This is a genomic window from Enterobacter cloacae complex sp. I3, assembly GCF_014896175.1.
In the GTDB taxonomy this organism is placed as follows: domain Bacteria; phylum Pseudomonadota; class Gammaproteobacteria; order Enterobacterales; family Enterobacteriaceae; genus Enterobacter; species Enterobacter bugandensis.
Genome location: NZ_JADBQZ010000008.1, coordinates 21,184 through 37,901 on the forward strand (window position 1 = coordinate 21,184; position 16,718 = coordinate 37,901).

The following is a 16,718-nucleotide window of genomic DNA, read 5'->3' on the forward strand; positions in this document are numbered from 1 at the left end:
TTTACTAGCGTACTGCCTGCGCAATCCATGCCGATAAGTCCCGCAACTCTTGTTCCTGCTCCGGGAAATCCCCCATTAACGCGTCGCACTCCTGCTGCAGCATATCCGCCCGATACAAACAGCCCTGCAAGCGGGCCGCCAGCGCTTCCAGCGGTGCCGGGTTGAGGCTGTCCGTAAACACCTGCGTACGGGTAATGTGGCCTTTCTCCACGTCAAAGTGCAGCTCCACGCCGCCCCAGGTAAAACGTTCGTCCAGCAGGTGTGAAAACGCCGGGGCCTGGCCGAAGTTCCATTCCCAGCTGCTCTGGCGTGCAAAGGTTTCGGCGAAGTTGGGCAGATCCGGGGTCTTATCCGGCGAAATCACTTCCGCATCCACGCGCTCGCCGTAATGTTCAAAGAACGCTTCACGGATCGCGTCGCAAATCTGCTCGTGCGTAATCCCCGGCAGCAGCTCCACCAGATTCGCCACGCGTCCGCGCACGGAGGTAATGCCCTTAGCCTGGAGCTTTTTCTTATCAGGATTAAGGTAGTTCGCCAGACGGCTCAGGTCGGCGTTCAGCAGCAGGGTGCCGTGGTGGAACCCGCGATCCATCGTTTCGCGGTAGGCGGAGCCGGAGATCTTGCGGTCGCCCTCTGGCGTTTTGACCACGAGATCGTTCCGCCCCGAGGCTTCAGCCGTCACGCCGAGCGCATTGAGCGCGTTGAGCACAATAGACGTAGAGATAGTTTTGTCGTATTCCGGTTTTCCTGCCATAAAGGTAAAGCAGGTATTGCCCAGATCGTGAAACACCGCGCCGCCGCCGCTGCTCCTGCGTGCGAGACGGACGTTGTCCTCTTCCATACGCCGGGTGTTGCACTCTTTCCACGGGTTTTGCGCGCGGCCGATGACCACCGTATCGGCGTTACGCCAGAGAAACAGGACGCGCTGGGTGGCGGGCATCTGGCGGAAGATGCACTCTTCAACCGCGAGATTAAACCAGGGATCGTGAGAGTCAGAGATAAGCAGGCGTAACGTCGTCATGGCAGAGTTCCTTTTCCATATCTTTCGCCTACTTTATCACTATTCCTTCTTCTCGCTCTCTTCGTCTTCGGGAACCGACCTGCTGGCGGTCAGCAGGAACGGCGACTGCTGCCAGCGGGTACGCTTGCCCTGAAGCAACGTGCGCGCCAGCACGACGCCGATCGCCAGCGAGAGTAACAGCATCAGGCGCAGAATATTGGTGGTGTTATCCACCTGCTTAGCTTCTGTTGGCAGGGTGTGGGTATCCAGCGTCAGGCGCAGATACCCCAGCGGGCCATTTTTACCCTGAACGGGTTCGACAATCTGCTGGTTGAAATAGCCTCCGGCTTTTTTGCCGTCCAGCGCCAGCCTGTCGCGCACGTCGACGTGCTCACCGGCGCGGGCAATCAGGTCGCCTTTTTCATCGTACACGCCCGCATCCAGAATGCGGCTGTTTTCCGTGAGCTGACGCAAGACCTGGCCTATCCGCTTATCGTCCGGCGTTTCATTGCGCATCAGGGGCGCAACGTTGAGCGTCACCTGACGCGCCAGGGTACGGGCCAGCTCTTCAAACTGCGGGTTGCGCTGCCGCTGATGATTCTGGCTAAACCACGATGCCCCTTGCATCAATGCGACTAACAGTGCGAGACAGATCAGGACAATCACGGCGCGATGAAGCCGGAATTTCAGTTTTGCGCGAGCCATATTCCACCTGCTGAAAATTTAGGGCTTAATGTTGCCAGAAGTGATGGTTACAGGGTAGCCTCATGCGTTATTTTCCCTCTGGAACCTTCCGGCGCGAACAAAATTACAGGAGCTTTAATGCCGAACATTACCTGGTGTGACCTGCCAACGGATGTCTCTTTATGGCCAGGATTGCCGCTCTCGTTAAGTGGCGATGAGGTGATGCCTCTGGATTACCACGCTGGCCGTAGCGGCTGGCTCCTCTATGGACGCGGTCTGGATAAGCAACGCCTGACCCAGTATCAAACCAAACTGGGCGCGGCGATGGTCATTGTTGCCGCCTGGTGCGTGGAAGATTACCAGGTCATTCGCCTCGCGGGTTCCCTGACGCAGCGCGCCACGCGTCTGGCGCATGACGCCGGGCTGGACGTAGCGCCTCTCGGCAAAATTCCGCACCTGAAAACGCCGGGTCTGCTGGTGATGGACATGGACTCCACCGCTATTCAGATCGAATGTATTGACGAGATTGCTAAACTGGCAGGCAGCGGCGAGCTGGTGGCGGAAGTCACCGAGCGTGCGATGCGCGGCGAGCTGGACTTCACCGCCAGCCTGCGCCAGCGCGTGGCGACCCTGAAAGGGGCCGATGCTAACATCCTGCGCCAGGTGCGCGACGTGCTGCCGCTGATGCCGGGGCTGACGCAGCTGGTGCTGAAGCTCCAGTCCCTCGGCTGGAAAGTGGCGATCGCCTCCGGTGGCTTTACCTTCTTTGCGGATTATCTACGTGAGAAACTGCATCTGACCACGGTGGTCGCTAACGAGCTGGAAATCATGGACGGCAAGCTGACCGGCCAGGTGATCGGCGATATTGTGGATGCCCAGTACAAAGCCAATACCCTGACGCGCCTGGCGGAAAAGTATGAGATTCCGGTCGAGCAGACCGTCGGCATTGGCGACGGCGCGAACGATCTGCCAATGATCAAAGTTGCTGGCCTTGGCATTGCCTACCATGCCAAACCAAAAGTAAATGAAAAGACGGAAGTCACTATCCGTCACGCTGACCTGATGGGGGTGTTCTGCATTCTCTCCGGCAGCCTTAATCAGAAATAACGAGGTAAACCGTGGCGAAAGCTCCAAAACGCGCATTTGTCTGTAATGAATGTGGTGCGGATTATCCGCGCTGGCAGGGGCAATGCAGCGCCTGTCATGCCTGGAACACCATCACCGAAGTGCGTGGTGTGGCGGCTTCGCCGAGCGTGGCCCGCAATGAGCGCCTGAGCGGCTATGCGGGCAATGCAGGCGTGTCGAAGGTGCAAAAGCTTTCTGATATCAGCCTGGAAGCGCTGCCGCGCTTTTCCACCGGCTTCAAAGAGTTTGACCGCGTGCTGGGCGGCGGCGTGGTGCCGGGCAGCGCGATTCTGATCGGCGGTAACCCGGGGGCGGGGAAATCGACCCTGCTGCTGCAAACGCTCTGCAAGCTCGCCGAACAGATGAAAACCCTGTACGTGACGGGTGAAGAATCCCTCCAGCAGGTGGCGATGCGCGCTCACCGTCTCGGCCTGCCGACCGGTAACCTGAACATGCTGTCGGAAACCAGCATCGAGCAGATCTGCATGATCGCCGAAGAAGAGCAGCCGAAGCTGATGGTGATCGACTCCATCCAGGTAATGCACATGGCGGACATCCAGTCCTCGCCGGGCAGCGTCGCGCAGGTGCGTGAGACCGCCGCTTACCTGACGCGCTTTGCCAAAACGCGCGGCGTGGCGATTGTGATGGTCGGCCACGTTACCAAAGATGGCTCTCTGGCGGGTCCGAAGGTGCTCGAACACTGTATCGACTGCTCGGTGATGCTCGACGGCGACGCGGATTCCCGCTTCCGCACCCTGCGCAGCCACAAGAACCGCTTCGGCGCGGTGAACGAACTGGGCGTGTTTGCCATGACCGAGCAGGGGCTGCGCGAGGTCAGCAACCCGTCGGCCATCTTCCTGAGCCGCGGCGATGAGATCACCTCCGGCAGTTCGGTAATGGTGCTGTGGGAAGGGACGCGCCCGCTGCTGGTTGAAATTCAGGCGCTGGTGGATCACTCGATGATGGGTAACCCGCGGCGCGTGGCGGTCGGTCTGGAGCAGAACCGCCTGGCGATCCTGCTGGCGGTGCTGCACCGTCACGGCGGGCTGCAGATGGCGGATCAGGATGTGTTCGTCAACGTGGTTGGCGGGGTGAAAGTCACTGAGACCAGCGCAGATCTGGCGCTGCTGCTGGCGATGGTCTCCAGCCTGCGCGACAGACCGCTGCCGCAGGATCTGGTCGTCTTCGGTGAAGTAGGGCTGGCCGGCGAAATCCGTCCGGTGCCGAGCGGCCAGGAGCGTATCTCCGAGGCGGCAAAGCACGGCTTCCGTCGGGCTATCGTTCCGGCAGCTAACGTGCCGAAAAAAATCCCGGAAGGGATGCAGGTCTTTGGCGTTAAGAAACTCGCAGATGCGTTAAATGTCTTTGACGACTTATAATTACGTATTCGATTTTGCAGGAGGCACCGTAATTTATGTCATCATTTGACTACATCAAGACCGCGATCCGCCAGAAGGGCTGCACGCTGCAGCAGGTGGCGGACGCCAGCGGCATGACCAAAGGCTACCTGAGCCAGTTGCTGAACGCCAAAATCAAAAGCCCCAGCGCGCAGAAGCTTGAAGCGCTGCACCGCTTTCTGGGGCTGGAGTTCCCGCGAATGCAAAAGAACATCGGCGTGGTGTTCGGCAAGTTTTATCCGCTGCATACCGGGCATATCTATCTGATCCAGCGAGCCTGTAGCCAGGTAGACGAGCTGCACATCATCATGGGCTACGACGAAACGCGCGATCGCCAGCTCTTTGAAGACAGCGCCATGTCGCAGCAGCCCACCGTGCCTGACCGTCTGCGCTGGCTGCTTCAGACCTTTAAGTACCAGAAAAACATTCGCATTCATGCCTTTAATGAAGAGGGCATGGAGCCGTATCCGCACGGCTGGGACGTGTGGAGCAACGGCATCAAAGCGTTTATGGAAGAGAAGGGCATTGCGCCTAACTGGATCTACACCTCTGAAGAGTCCGACGCGCCGCAGTTCCGCGAGCATCTGGGCATCGAGACGGTGCTGATCGACCCGAAACGGACCTTTATGAACATCAGCGGGGCGCAGATCCGCGAGAACCCGTTCCGCTACTGGGATTATATTCCGACCGAAGTGAAGCCGTTCTTCGTGCGTACGGTGGCTATTCTGGGCGGCGAGTCAAGCGGTAAATCAACGCTGGTCAACAAGCTGGCGAACATCTTCAACACCACCAGCGCGTGGGAGTATGGACGCGATTACGTCTTCTCTCACCTCGGCGGCGACGAGATGGCACTGCAGTATTCCGACTACGATAAAATCGCGCTCGGGCACGCCCAGTACATTGATTTCGCGGTGAAATACGCTAACAAAGTGGCGTTTATTGATACCGATTTCGTCACCACGCAGGCGTTCTGTAAAAAGTACGAGGGGCGCGAGCACCCGTTCGTGCAGGCGCTGATTGACGAATACCGCTTTGACCTGGTGATCCTGCTGGAAAACAACACCCCGTGGGTGGCCGACGGCATGCGCAGCCTGGGCAGCTCGGTGGACAGGCGCGAGTTCCAGACCATGCTGGTGGAGATGCTCAACGAGAACAACGTTGAGTTTGTGCATGTGGAAGAGTCGGATTATGACACCCGCTTCCTGCGCTGCGTCGAGCTGGTGAAGGAGATGATGGGGGAGCAGGGGTAATAACTTCCCCCTCGCCCTTTTGGGGTGAGGGGGGAATACCTCAGAACTCAACCACCACCTTCCCGCGCATATGCCCCTCCAGCACCTTACGGTGCGCTTCGGTAATGCTTTCTACGCTCAGCCCGTGCAGCGTTTCGCTGAGCGAGCTTTCCACCACGCCGTTATCCACCAGCTTTGCCACCTCATTTAAGATCTCACCCTGACGCGCCATATCAGCGGTCTGGTACATGCTGCGGGTGTACATAAACTCCCAGTGCAGGGCGGCGGATTTGGACTTCAGCTTGTCCTGGTTCAGCGGATGTTCATTCTCAACGATGGAACAAATATGCCCCTGCGGCGCAATCATTTCACTGACCGCATCCCAATGCCCGTCGGTGTCGTTGAGGATGAAAATATAATCCACGAAGGTAAGTCCCTGCTTCGCCAGCTCGCCTTTTAGATCGCGGTAGTTGACCACTACGTCAGCACCGCGATCGCGGCACCACCGGGCGGAATCTTCTCGTGAAGCGGTTGCGATAATCTTCACCTTGCTGTTGTGCTTCGCAAACGGGATCGCCAGCGATCCCACGCCGCCCGCGCCGCCGATGATCAGCAGGGTTTTGTCCGCTTCGGCGTCCTGAATATTCAGCCGTTCAAACAGACCTTCCCACGCGGTGAGCGCAGTTAAGGGTAGCGCAGCGGCTGCCGCCCAGCCGAGGCTGGCAGGTTTGTGGCCGACAATGCGCGCATCTATCAGCTGATGAGTGGTATTGCTGCCCGGGCGGGTGATGTCGCCCGCGTACCACACCTCATCACCTGGTTTGAAACCGGTGACGCCAGCTCCAGCGGCTTTGACGACCCCGCTGGCATCCCACCCCAGAATTCGCGGCTCGTTCAGCCCATTTTTGGCGATGCCTGCATGCACTTTGGTATCAACCGGGTTAATCGATACGGCTTTCACCTCTACCAGCAGATCGTGTTCGCCAGGCGTCGGCATCGGCGGAGTGATTTCAATGAAGGTGGACGGATTTTCTGGGTTAACGGCAATGGCTTTCACTGACATGGTGTGCTCCTCAATGGAATGCGTTTTGTTGAGGCTAGTCTATTAAGTGGCCAGCCGCATGATAAGATGGACAATCATGAACTCAGCGTTCGTACAGGGTGAACAATCATGTTTAAACAGCTGCAGGATATGGCGCTGTTTGCGCTGGTGGCGGAGATGGGCAGTTTTACCGCGGCGGCGCAGAAAGCCGAACTGCCGAAATCCAGCGTCAGCCAGCGGATCAGCCAGCTGGAGCAGCAGGTGGGGATCCGTCTGCTTAATCGCACCACGCGCAGGATCAGCCTGACGTTCGCGGGCGAGCACTATCTGGTGCACTGTCGCGAGATGCTGGCGGCCAGCGAGCGGGCGGAGTATGCCATTCAGCGCCTGCGTGAAAACCCCAGCGGCCGGCTGCGTATTACCTGCCCGGCGGGGATTGGCGCGACCCTGCTGGCGCATATGAATGCCGAGTTTCAGCTTCGCTATCCTGACGTGTCGCTCGATGTATCGATCTCTGACGACGTGGTGGACCTGGTCGAGTCCGGTTTTGACGTGGCGCTGCGCACCGGCAAGCCGCAGGACTCCTCTCTGATAGGCAGAATGATCGGGCACTGCCCGCGCTACATGCTGGCCTCGCCGGACTACTTGGCACGCCGCGAGCCGTTAATCCATCCCCGACAGCTGGTGGAGCACCGCTGTATTACGCACCGGGCGTGGTCGGAGTGGCTGCTGCGAAGCGAGGGTGAGGATTACCGCTACCTGCCGGACAATGGCCACATGACCGATAATCTGGTGTACGCCCGCGAATGCGCGATTGCCGGGGCGGGGATCACGCTGCTACCCGCATTTCTGCTGGAAGATAAGATCGAAAAGGGGGCGTTGGTTCAGGTGCTGCCGGAATGGCGCGTTGAAGGTAACGATCTCTGGCTGGCCTATCCGAGCCGGAAGCTGAATTCGCCCGCGCTGATGAGCTATATCGAGTTTGCGATGCAGTTTGATGAGGTGAAGCGGTATTACGTGGGTGGGTGATGTTGTGCGGCCTGATGCCCTCACCCTGAATAAAAAACGGCAACCGAGGTTGCCGTTTTGCTTTTATTTCGCAATACGCTTGTACTTAATACGCTTCGGCTCCAGCGCGTCTGCGCCCAGCGTGCGTTTTTTGTACTCTTCGTATTCGGTGAAGTTACCTTCGAAGAACTCCACTTTTCCTTCGTCCTGGTAGTCCAGGATGTGGGTCGCGATACGGTCCAGGAACCAGCGGTCGTGCGAGATAACCATGGCGCAGCCCGGGAACTCCAGCAGGGCGTTTTCCAGTGCGCGCAGGGTTTCGATATCCAGGTCGTTGGTCGGTTCATCGAGCAACAGAACGTTACCGCCCACCTGCAGCAGCTTCGCCAGGTGCAGACGTCCGCGCTCACCGCCGGACAGTTCGCCCACGCGTTTGCCCTGGTCGGTGCCCTTAAAGTTAAAGCGGCCAACGTAGGCGCGGCTTGGCATCTCGGTGTTGCCGATACGCATGATATCCAGACCGCCGGAGACTTCTTCCCACACGGTTTTGCTGTTATCCATCGCGTCACGGAACTGGTCTACGGAGGCCAGCTTCACGGTTTCACCCAGGGTGATTGAGCCGCTGTCTGGCTGTTCCTGACCGGACATCATACGGAACAGGGTCGATTTACCCGCGCCGTTCGGACCGATGATGCCAACGATAGCGCCTTTCGGTACGGAGAAGGTCAGATCGTCGATCAGCACGCGGTCACCGTAGGACTTACGCAGGTTGGTCACTTCAACCACTTTATCCCCCAGACGTGCTCCAGGTGGAATAAACAGTTCGTTGGTTTCGTTACGTTTCTGGTATTCGGTGTTGTTCAGCTCTTCAAAGCGTGCCAGACGGGCTTTGCCCTTAGACTGACGGCCTTTCGCGCCCTGACGAACCCACTCCAGCTCTTTCTCGATAGACTTGCGACGGGCCGCTTCCTGAGACGCTTCCTGCGCCAGACGCTGATCTTTCTGCTCCAGCCAGGAGGAGTAGTTGCCTTCCCACGGAATACCTTCACCGCGGTCCAGCTCCAGGATCCAGCCGGCGACGTTGTCGAGGAAGTAACGGTCGTGGGTAATTGCCACCACGGTGCCTTCGAAGTCGTGCAGGAAGCGCTCCAGCCACGCCACGGATTCCGCATCCAGGTGGTTGGTCGGTTCGTCGAGCAGCAGCATGTCTGGTTTTTCCAGCAGCAGGCGGCACAGCGCCACGCGGCGGCGTTCACCACCGGAGAGATTCGCGATTTTCGCATCCCAGTCCGGCAGACGCAGGGCATCGGCCGCGCGCTCCAGCTGCACGTTCAGGTTGTGACCGTCGTGCGCCTGGATAATTTCCTCATATTTGCCCTGCTGAGCGGCCAGTTTGTCGAAGTCCGCATCCGGCTCGGCGTATTTGGCATACACTTCATCCAGACCTTTCAGCGCGTTAACCACTTCGGATACCGCTTCTTCAACGGATTCACGTACGGTGTGTTCCGGGTTCAGCTGAGGTTCCTGCGGCAGGTAGCCGATCTTGATGCCTGGCTGCGGACGGGCTTCACCTTCGATGTCTGTATCGATGCCGGCCATGATGCGCAGCAGGGTGGACTTACCGGCACCGTTGAGACCCAGCACACCAATTTTTGCGCCCGGGAAGAAGCTCAGCGAGATATTTTTAAGAATATGACGTTTCGGCGGGACAACTTTGCCGACACGATGCATGGTATAAACGAATTGAGCCACGTGGACTTCGCCTCTTTTATCGTAAATGAGAAGGAATTTCAGCCTCGAAGTGTAGCCTTTTTCACGCCCTAATCCCAGCCAGGAACGTCGGGAGTGTTAAAACGCGCAAGAAAGGTAAAAAAGTGTCCATGACGTGGCGCGTTGCTGGATGCCTGGTTAGCATAAGTTGTTGTGACTTTGACGTGGCAAGACGCTGCAATTGACGAAAAAACAATGAGGAAGAGCTTGTGGAAAAAGCCAAACGGGTGGTCTGGCGTCTGCTGGCTGCCAGCGTATGCGTAATGGCGGTAAGCCAGGCGGTGCATGCCGATTCACTGGATGAACAACGTAACCGCTACGCCCAGATTAAACAGGCGTGGGACAACAAGCAGATGGATACCGTGCAGGCGCTGATGCCGACGCTCAAGGATTATCCGCTGTATCCGTATCTGGAGTATCGCCAGATTACCGACGATCTGATGAACCAGCCGACCGTCACCGTGAATAATTTCATTCAGGCGAACCCGACCCTGCCGCCTGCCCGAAATCTCCAGTCTCGTTTTGTGAATGAGCTGGCGCGGCGTGAAGACTGGCGGGGCCTGCTGGCGTTTAGCCCTGACAAGCCGAATACCACCGAAGCGCAGTGTAATTACTACTATGCGAAATGGGCGACCGGGCAGCAGGAAGAGGCCTGGGCCGGGGCAAAAGATCTGTGGCTAACCGGCAAAAGCCAGCCGAACGCCTGTGATTCCCTGTTCGGCGCATGGCGCGCTTCCGGCAAGCAGGATCCGCTGGCCTACCTTGAGCGCATCCGCCTGGCGATGAAAGCCGGCAACACGCGTCTGGTAACCGCGCTGGCAGGGCAGATGCCGTCCGACTACCAGACGATCTCCTCGGCGGTTATCGCGCTGGCAAACGATCCTAACAGCGTCCTGACCTTTGCCCGCAGCACGGGCTCGACCGATTTTACCCGCCAGATGGCGGCGGTGGCTTTTGCCAGCGTGGCGCGTGACGATGTCGAAAACGCGCGGCTGATGATCCCGCAGCTGGTGCAGGCGCAGCAGCTGAATGAAGATCAAACCCAGGAGCTGCGCGACATCGTGGCCTGGCGACTGATGGGCACGGACGTGACCGACGAACAGGCGCGCTGGCGTGACGATGCGATCATGCGCTCAAACTCGACCTCGCTTGTCGAGCGCCGCGTGCGTATGGCGCTGGGCACCGGCGACCGCCGTGGCCTTAACACCTGGCTCGCGCGTTTGCCGATGGATGCCAAAGAAAAAGACGAATGGCGCTACTGGCAGGCCGATCTGCTGCTGGAGCGCGGTCGTGAAGACGAAGCCAAAGAGATTCTTCACTCGCTGATGCAGCAGCGCGGGTTCTACCCGATGGCGGCGGCGCAACGGCTGGGCGAGGAGTACACGCTTAAGATCGACAAAGCGCCCGCTAACGCGAACCCCGCTCTGACGCAGGGGCCAGAGATGGCGCGCGTGCGCGAGCTGATGTACTGGAACATGGATAACACCGCGCGCAGCGAGTGGGCCAACCTGGTGACCAGCCGCACCACGGATGAAAAAGCGCAGCTTGCCCGCTATGCGTTTGATAATCGCTGGTGGGATCTGAGCGTGCAGGCGACGATTTCAGGCAAGCTGTGGGACCATCTCGAAGAGCGTTTCCCGCTGGCGTATAAAGATCTGTTTGACCGCTACACCAGCGGCAAAGATATCCCGCAAAGCTACGCCATGGCGATTGCCCGTCAGGAGAGCGCCTGGAACCCGAAAGTTCGTTCACCGGTGGGTGCCAGCGGGCTGATGCAAATTATGCCGGGGACGGCGACGCATACGGTGAAGATGTTCAACATTCCAGGTTACAGCAGCCCGTCACAGCTTCTCGATCCGGATACCAACATCAACATCGGCACCAGCTATTTGCAGTATGTCTATCAGCAGTTTGGCAATAACCGCATCTTCGCGTCGGCGGCGTATAACGCCGGTCCGGGGCGCGTGCGCACCTGGCTTGGCAACAGTGCAGGACGCATTGACGCAGTGGCGTTCGTGGAGAGCATTCCGTTCTCGGAAACGCGCGGCTACGTGAAGAACGTGCTGGCTTATGACGCCTACTATCGCTACTTCATGGGGCAGAAAGATACCCTGATGAGCGATGCCGAGTGGCAGAGACGTTACTGATCGGCATGGGTTGTGTTATGCTGTACTCGCTAAAGAGTACAAGAGGCAGCATAACATGACCCAGCATTCCCCGTATTCCTCGGCAATGGCCGAACAGCGTCACCAGGAGTGGCTTCGTTTTGTGGAGCTGCTTCGCCAGTCTTACGAGCAGGATTTGCACCTACCCCTCATGCAGCTGATGCTTACGCCGGACGAGCGTGAGGCGCTGGGCACGCGCGTGCGGATTATTGAAGAGCTATTGCGCGGTGAGATGAGCCAGCGCGAGCTGAAAAACGAGCTGGGCGCGGGCATCGCGACGATCACCCGTGGATCGAACAGCCTGAAGTCCGCGCCGGTTGAGCTGCGCCAGTGGCTCGAGTCAGTCTTATTGAGCGATCAACGATAAATGGCGTTATGAAACGGGCTCAGCGCCAGGATCACCGCCTGATGGTAAACCCCTGAACGCGTGAGCTTACCCGCCGTAAAGACGCCAATCGCCCCTTCTTTACGCCCAATCTCATCAATGCCGGTGTACTGTGACATCACCGGCCCGAGCGCTTCACCTGCACGGACTTTTTCCAGAATGATCTCCGGCAGCGGCAGGGTGGCTGAGCGCGCTTCGCCGCGCTGCTCACGGCTTTCAATCACCACCCAGCTAAAGGTTGCGCCTTCGTCGATGCCTGCTTCAATGGCGACCCAGAAGTCAGCCTTCGGGGCCGCGGCTTTTGCATTTGCCACGCGATTTCGTGCGCCAGCGCGCGTTTCCTCGCTGCCAAACGGCTGTTCAGGTACGCCACTCTCGACGCCGATGGCCTCAATATGGCAGGATCCTTCGCCGAAAATCTCTTCAAAAGCCTTTAGAATTGCCTGAATTTTGGCAGGATTGGTGGTAGCAGAGACAACATGGTGCATAATTAAGCTCGATTCAAAAAAACTCATCGCAGTATAACGGAAAAAAAGCATGTTACAGGTATACCTTGTTCGCCACGGTGAAACGCAGTGGAACGCCGAGCGACGTATTCAAGGCCAGTCAGACAGTCCTCTCACCGAGAAGGGTGTGCAGCAAGCGTGGCAGGTGGCGGAACGCGCCAGAACGCTGGGCATTACCCACGTTATTACCAGCGATTTAGGTCGCACACAGCAGACGGCGCGCATCATTGCCGACGCCTGCGGCTGCGATGTGATGCTTGAGCCGCGCCTGCGCGAGCTGGATATGGGCGTGCTGGAAAAGCGCCATATTGATACGCTGACGGAAACGGAAGAGGGCTGGCGCCGCACGCTGGTGAACGGTACCGAAGATGGTCGTATTCCTGAAGGGGAATCCATGCAGGAGCTGAGCGTGCGTATGCATGCCGCGCTGGCGGAATGCCTCAAGCTTCCGGCAGGCAGCCGTCCGCTGCTGGTGAGTCACGGTATCGCGCTCGGCTGCCTGGTGAGCACCATTCTGGGGTTACCGGCTTACGCTGAGCGTCGGTTACGCCTGCGTAACTGCTCCATTTCCCGGATTGATTATCAGGAAAGCGCGTGGCTGGCGTCGGGCTGGGTCGTGGAGATGGCAGGGGACATTTCGCATCTCGATGCCCCTGCGCTTGATGAACTGCAGCGTTAACGACGGACAGGAATCAAGAATTCCATACGCAGATTGATTGGGCCTTCTTCCGGTTTGGCATCCTGCGCCGGGTAGTAGCGCTCGATATCCTGACCTTTACGGCGATTCAGATTCAGCATTGGCATGCACGTCCCGTAAACGGTCAGGATAAACTCCTGGACGCCCGTACCCAGTCCTTCATACGAGAACATCACGTACTCGCCACCCTCCAGCAGGACCGGCTTCGAACCCTGAATGTAGCCATTCGCCAGCTCCGGCGTCAGCGCGGTGGTGTAAAACACCTCCTGCTCGTCGTCTTTTTCCTGGCTTGGGTGCGTTTCGTTGAGGCCATACAGGATCGGCGGAATGGCCGGCGCATGGCTCAGGAAATCGCGCCAGAACTGGACGCGCATCTGATGGCGGAACTCAGAAATCTGCTCCAGTGAGCACGAGTAGCTCTGGGTTGTACCGATCAGATGGGTTTCCGGCAGAGTTACTATTTCGTATTTCGGCATCGCGAACTCGCCCAGACGCAGCGGCGGACGCATGCCAAACGAGCTCCAGTCAGGCGAGCGGCGATAGAGCGCTGGCGTCAACGAGAACTGTTTTTTAAAGGCGCGGGTGAAGGTTTGCTGCGAATCAAAACGGTACTGCAGGGCAATATCCAGAATTGGCCGCGCGGTCAGGCGCAATGCCACCGCAGATTTCGATAAACGACGTGCGCGAATATAGGCACCGATAGCATGACCGGTGACATCCTTGAACATCCTTTGCAGATGCCACTTGGAATAGCCCGCTTTAGCCGCCACATTATCCAGTGACAAAGGCTGGTCGAGATGACCTTCCAGCCAGGTGAGCAGGTCGCGAATAATTCCAGCCTGATCCATATACTATCCTCATCCTTAAAACAGCAGGTGCCTGATAACAGGTTAGCGGATAATAGCATTTTTTGATGTTTTAGCATTCAGTGTTTTTTTTGCGCATTAATGCCTTTTCTCTCTCATTTTGGGTGAATATATTCTAATCCTGTGATCTTGCTACATTTTTGACTAACGTGTTGAATAATCGCTCAATGCAATTTTAAAGAATGGTAACAATATGAAATACAAGACTTTGCTTCTTACTGCCCTGCTGCTGGTAGCGGGCCGTGCGGCGCAGGCGGAACAGATTGGTTCTGTCGATACCGTGTTCAAAATGTTCGGTCCGGACCACAAAATTGTGGTGGAGGCGTTTGACGATCCGGACGTGAAAAACGTCACCTGCTACGTTAGCCGCGCGAAGACGGGCGGTATTAAAGGCGGCCTGGGGCTGGCGGAAGACACTTCCGATGCGGCGATCTCCTGTCAGCAGGTGGGGCCGGTTGAGCTGAGCGATAAAATCAAAAACGGCAAAGCGCAGGGCGATGTGGTGTTCCAGAAACGGACCTCGCTGGTGTTTAAAAAGCTGCAGGTGGTGCGTTTCTATGATGCAAAACGCAACACCCTGGCCTACCTGGCGTATTCCGATAAAGTGGTGGAAGGGTCACCGAAAAACGCCATTAGTGCAGTGCCGATTATGCCGTGGCATTAATCAGGGATGAACCATGCAACAACCTGTAGTCTGGCTGGTTGAAGACGAAACCAGTATCGCCGATACGCTTATCTACATGCTTCAGCAGGAAGGATTTGCAGTAAAAGCGTTTGAGCGCGGTTTACCGGTGCTGGAGGCGGCGCGCCAGCAGGCTCCGGCGCTCGCCATTCTTGACGTCGGGCTGCCGGACATCAGCGGCTTTGAGCTCTGCCGCCAGCTTCTGGCGCAGCATCCGTCACTGCCCGTGCTGTTTCTGACGGCACGCAGTGATGAAGTGGATAAACTCCTCGGCCTGGAAATGGGCGCAGACGACTACGTCGCCAAGCCTTTCTCCCCGCGTGAGGTGTGCGCCCGGGTAAGGACCATTTTACGGCGGATGCAAAAATGCGTCGCACCAGCGGAGACGGTGCGTATCGGACAGTTTGAGCTGAACGAAGCTGCTGCCCGAATTAGCTGGTGCGGTGAAGCATTACCGCTCACGCGCTATGAGTTTTTGCTGCTTAAAACGTTACTACAGGCTCCGGGAAGGGTTTTCTCTCGGCAACAGTTAATGGACAAGGTGTGGGGCGAAGACGGCGACAGTTACGATCGTACCGTGGACACTCACATCAAGACCCTGCGCGCCAAGCTGCGGGCAGTGAATGAGGAACTGTCACCCATCAGCACCCATCGCGGTATGGGCTATAGCCTGGGGCTTTATTAATGCGTATCGGAATGCGTTTGCTGCTGGGGTACTTCCTGATCGTCGCCATCGCCGCATGGTTTGTGCTGTCGATCTTTGTTCAGGAAGTGAAGCCCGGCGTGCGCAGGGCAACCGAGGGCACATTGATCGATACCGCGACCTTGCTCGCCGAAGTTGGGCGTGAGGATCTTCTTTCGGGCAATGCGCAGCAGGGCAGACTGGCGCAGGCCTTTTTACAGCTCCATCAGCGGCCTTTCCGCGCCAATATCGGCGGCATTCATAAGGTGCGCAACGAGTATCACGTCTACATGACCGATGCGCAGGGCCGCGTCGTGTTTGATTCTGCCGGCCTGGCCGTGGGGCAAGATTACTCTCGCTGGAACGATGTCTGGCTGACGCTTCGCGGCCAATACGGCGCGCGCAGTACCCAGAGCCATCCCGACGCTCCGGAGAGCACGGTGATGTATGTTGCCGCACCGGTTGTGGAGCAGGGCAAGATAATCGGCGTGCTGTCGGTGGGGAAACCGAACAGCGCGATGGCACCGGTGATTCACCGCAGCGAGCGACGGATATTGTGGGCTGGCGGGGCGCTGCTTGGCATTGCTTTACTGATCGGTTTTCTCGTCGCCTGGTGGATCAATCGTTCCATCAGTACGTTATCGCGCTATGCCGACTCGGTGACCACTGATACGCCTCTCCCGCTGCCTAATCCAGGCAGTAGTGAACTGCAAAAGCTGGCTCAGGCGCTGGAAAATATGCGTATTCGCCTTGAAGGGAAAAACTACATTGAACACTATGTCCATGCGCTGACCCACGAGCTGAAAAGCCCAATAGCCGCCATACGCGGCGCGGCAGAAATTCTCACCGAGCAGCCGCCGCCGCAGGTGGCCGCGCGGTTTATCGATAATATTCTGGTGCAAAACGCGCGTATGCAGTCGCTGGTTGAAAAACTGCTGACTCAGGCGCGGCTTGAAAATCGGGTCGAGATTACGCCCCAGGCCGTCCGCGTCGACCTGCTGTTTACACGGCTTGCCGACGCGCGTTCGGCGCTATTGGCGGCAAAAGAGATTGCACTGACCCTCCAGCCCGCTTCGCTTCTTGTTGAAGGCGATCCCGACCTGCTCGAACAGGCGCTCGGTAATTTACTGGACAATGCTATCGATTTTACCCCACAGGGTGGTGCCATTGAACTGGCGGCCCGGGAAGAGCAGGGGCAGATACGGCTGAGCGTCACCGACAGCGGAAGCGGGATCCCGGATTATGCGCTGGAACGTATTTTTGAGCGCTTTTATTCCCTGCCGCGCGAGAACGGGTTGAAAAGTAGCGGACTCGGGCTGGCGTTTGTTCAGGAGGTGGCGCGTCTGCACCACGGAGAGATTACATTGCGTAATCGTGATGAAGGTGGCGTGATAGCCACGCTGACACTTCACCGTCCCTTCACATAACTTCAAACTGGCCCCACACAGCCTGGTTACGCTCTCCACATCACAAAGGAGAC

The 16,718-nt window shown here is 57.8% G+C and carries 16 protein-coding genes; 10 read left to right on the forward strand and 6 right to left on the reverse strand.

Annotated elements, in window-relative coordinates; all coding sequences use genetic code 11:
• Positions 1-4: 4 nt before the first annotated feature.
• On the reverse strand, positions 5-1,021 hold the full coding sequence (gene lplA, locus IM271_RS07660; RefSeq protein WP_028015442.1) for a lipoate--protein ligase LplA: 1,017 nt from the start codon (positions 1,019-1,021) through the stop codon (positions 5-7).
• Positions 1,022-1,060: 39 nt separating this feature from the next.
• Positions 1,061-1,705, reverse strand: coding sequence for a YtjB family periplasmic protein (locus tag IM271_RS07665; RefSeq protein ID WP_028015443.1), 645 nt, complete (start codon positions 1,703-1,705; stop codon positions 1,061-1,063).
• 117 nt (positions 1,706-1,822) lie between these two features.
• Here IM271_RS07665 and serB point away from each other — a divergent pair, with 117 nt between their 5' ends.
• The 3 genes from serB to nadR are packed head-to-tail and all read left to right on the forward strand — an operon-like array spanning position 1,823 to position 5,456.
• A complete protein-coding gene (gene serB / locus IM271_RS07670) occupies positions 1,823-2,791 on the forward strand; it encodes a phosphoserine phosphatase (protein WP_028015444.1) in 969 nt (322 codons plus the stop codon).
• 11 nt (positions 2,792-2,802) lie between these two features.
• Positions 2,803-4,188, forward strand: coding sequence for a DNA repair protein RadA (radA, locus tag IM271_RS07675; protein ID WP_003856523.1), 1,386 nt, complete (start codon positions 2,803-2,805; stop codon positions 4,186-4,188).
• A 35-nt stretch (positions 4,189-4,223) separates the two neighbouring features.
• Positions 4,224-5,456: a multifunctional transcriptional regulator/nicotinamide-nucleotide adenylyltransferase/ribosylnicotinamide kinase NadR gene (gene nadR, locus IM271_RS07680; protein ID WP_003856522.1), complete on the forward strand. Its 1,233-nt coding sequence runs from the start codon at positions 4,224-4,226 to the stop codon at positions 5,454-5,456.
• A 40-nt stretch (positions 5,457-5,496) separates the two neighbouring features.
• On the opposite strand, the gene IM271_RS07685 is transcribed toward nadR, so the two are convergent.
• Positions 5,497-6,498 carry a zinc-binding alcohol dehydrogenase family protein gene (locus tag IM271_RS07685; RefSeq protein WP_193052411.1) on the reverse strand — a complete coding sequence of 334 codons (1,002 nt, stop codon included), beginning with the start codon at positions 6,496-6,498 and terminating at the stop codon, positions 5,497-5,499.
• Positions 6,499-6,606: 108 nt separating this feature from the next.
• Between IM271_RS07685 and IM271_RS07690 the strand changes: the two genes are divergently transcribed.
• Entirely contained in the window at positions 6,607-7,506 is a 900-nt protein-coding gene (locus IM271_RS07690; RefSeq protein WP_047367295.1) for a LysR family transcriptional regulator, read from the forward strand.
• Between the two features lie 63 nt (positions 7,507-7,569).
• Here IM271_RS07690 and ettA read toward each other — a convergent pair whose 3' ends face one another.
• Complete coding sequence (gene ettA / locus IM271_RS07695; RefSeq protein WP_003856515.1) at positions 7,570-9,237, reverse strand: energy-dependent translational throttle protein EttA; 1,668 nt, start codon at positions 9,235-9,237, stop codon at positions 7,570-7,572.
• A 227-nt stretch (positions 9,238-9,464) separates the two neighbouring features.
• On the opposite strand from ettA, the gene sltY reads away from it, so the two are divergent.
• Both sltY and trpR read left to right on the forward strand, forming a co-directional pair.
• The gene (gene sltY / locus IM271_RS07700; RefSeq protein WP_048999010.1) at positions 9,465-11,402 is read left to right on the forward strand and encodes a murein transglycosylase; all 1,938 of its coding nucleotides are present in this window, start codon (positions 9,465-9,467) and stop codon (positions 11,400-11,402) included.
• Positions 11,403-11,457: 55 nt separating this feature from the next.
• Positions 11,458-11,787, forward strand: coding sequence for a trp operon repressor (gene trpR / locus IM271_RS07705; RefSeq protein ID WP_024907404.1), 330 nt, complete (start codon positions 11,458-11,460; stop codon positions 11,785-11,787).
• Here the strand turns inward: trpR and yjjX are convergent.
• Positions 11,778-12,293 carry an inosine/xanthosine triphosphatase gene (yjjX, locus tag IM271_RS07710; protein WP_041911281.1) on the reverse strand — a complete coding sequence of 172 codons (516 nt, stop codon included), beginning with the start codon at positions 12,291-12,293 and terminating at the stop codon, positions 11,778-11,780. The two genes, trpR and yjjX, sit on opposite strands and share 10 nt — an antisense overlap.
• 49 nt (positions 12,294-12,342) lie before the next feature.
• On the opposite strand from yjjX, the gene gpmB reads away from it, so the two are divergent.
• Complete coding sequence (gpmB, locus tag IM271_RS07715) at positions 12,343-12,990, forward strand: 2,3-diphosphoglycerate-dependent phosphoglycerate mutase GpmB (RefSeq protein ID WP_008502057.1); 648 nt, start codon at positions 12,343-12,345, stop codon at positions 12,988-12,990.
• Here the strand turns inward: gpmB and robA are convergent.
• Positions 12,987-13,856 (reverse strand): MDR efflux pump AcrAB transcriptional activator RobA, encoded by an 870-nt coding sequence (robA, locus tag IM271_RS07720; protein WP_063942906.1) that lies wholly within the window; start codon positions 13,854-13,856, stop codon positions 12,987-12,989. The two genes, gpmB and robA, sit on opposite strands and share 4 nt — an antisense overlap.
• Positions 13,857-14,067: 211 nt before the next feature.
• Between robA and creA the strand changes: the two genes are divergently transcribed.
• From creA to creC, 3 genes are read left to right on the forward strand one after another with little or no spacing between them, the layout of a single operon-like run.
• Positions 14,068-14,538, forward strand: a complete 471-nt coding sequence (gene creA, locus IM271_RS07725; RefSeq protein WP_014882476.1) for a protein CreA — start codon at positions 14,068-14,070, stop codon at positions 14,536-14,538.
• Between the two features lie 13 nt (positions 14,539-14,551).
• Positions 14,552-15,241, forward strand: coding sequence for a two-component system response regulator CreB (creB, locus tag IM271_RS07730; protein ID WP_045259420.1), 690 nt, complete (start codon positions 14,552-14,554; stop codon positions 15,239-15,241).
• Entirely contained in the window at positions 15,241-16,665 is a 1,425-nt protein-coding gene (gene creC, locus IM271_RS07735; protein ID WP_193052412.1) for a two-component system sensor histidine kinase CreC, read from the forward strand. Before creB ends, creC begins: the two co-directional genes overlap by 1 nt.
• The last annotated feature ends 53 nt before the right edge of the window (positions 16,666-16,718 follow it).

Coding starts and splice junctions, on each gene's coding strand:
- lplA (WP_028015442.1), bottom strand. CDS start 1,021: ATGACGACGTTACGCCTGCTTATCTCTGACTCTCACGATCCCTGGTTT.
- IM271_RS07665 (WP_028015443.1), bottom strand. CDS start 1,705: ATGGCTCGCGCAAAACTGAAATTCCGGCTTCATCGCGCCGTGATTGTC.
- serB (WP_028015444.1), top strand. CDS start 1,823: ATGCCGAACATTACCTGGTGTGACCTGCCAACGGATGTCTCTTTATGG.
- nadR (WP_003856522.1), top strand. CDS start 4,224: ATGTCATCATTTGACTACATCAAGACCGCGATCCGCCAGAAGGGCTGC.
- IM271_RS07685 (WP_193052411.1), bottom strand. CDS start 6,498: ATGTCAGTGAAAGCCATTGCCGTTAACCCAGAAAATCCGTCCACCTTC.
- IM271_RS07690 (WP_047367295.1), top strand. CDS start 6,607: ATGTTTAAACAGCTGCAGGATATGGCGCTGTTTGCGCTGGTGGCGGAG.
- trpR (WP_024907404.1), top strand. CDS start 11,458: ATGACCCAGCATTCCCCGTATTCCTCGGCAATGGCCGAACAGCGTCAC.
- yjjX (WP_041911281.1), bottom strand. CDS start 12,293: ATGCACCATGTTGTCTCTGCTACCACCAATCCTGCCAAAATTCAGGCA.
- gpmB (WP_008502057.1), top strand. CDS start 12,343: ATGTTACAGGTATACCTTGTTCGCCACGGTGAAACGCAGTGGAACGCC.
- robA (WP_063942906.1), bottom strand. CDS start 13,856: ATGGATCAGGCTGGAATTATTCGCGACCTGCTCACCTGGCTGGAAGGT.
- creA (WP_014882476.1), top strand. CDS start 14,068: ATGAAATACAAGACTTTGCTTCTTACTGCCCTGCTGCTGGTAGCGGGC.
- creB (WP_045259420.1), top strand. CDS start 14,552: ATGCAACAACCTGTAGTCTGGCTGGTTGAAGACGAAACCAGTATCGCC.
- creC (WP_193052412.1), top strand. CDS start 15,241: ATGCGTATCGGAATGCGTTTGCTGCTGGGGTACTTCCTGATCGTCGCC.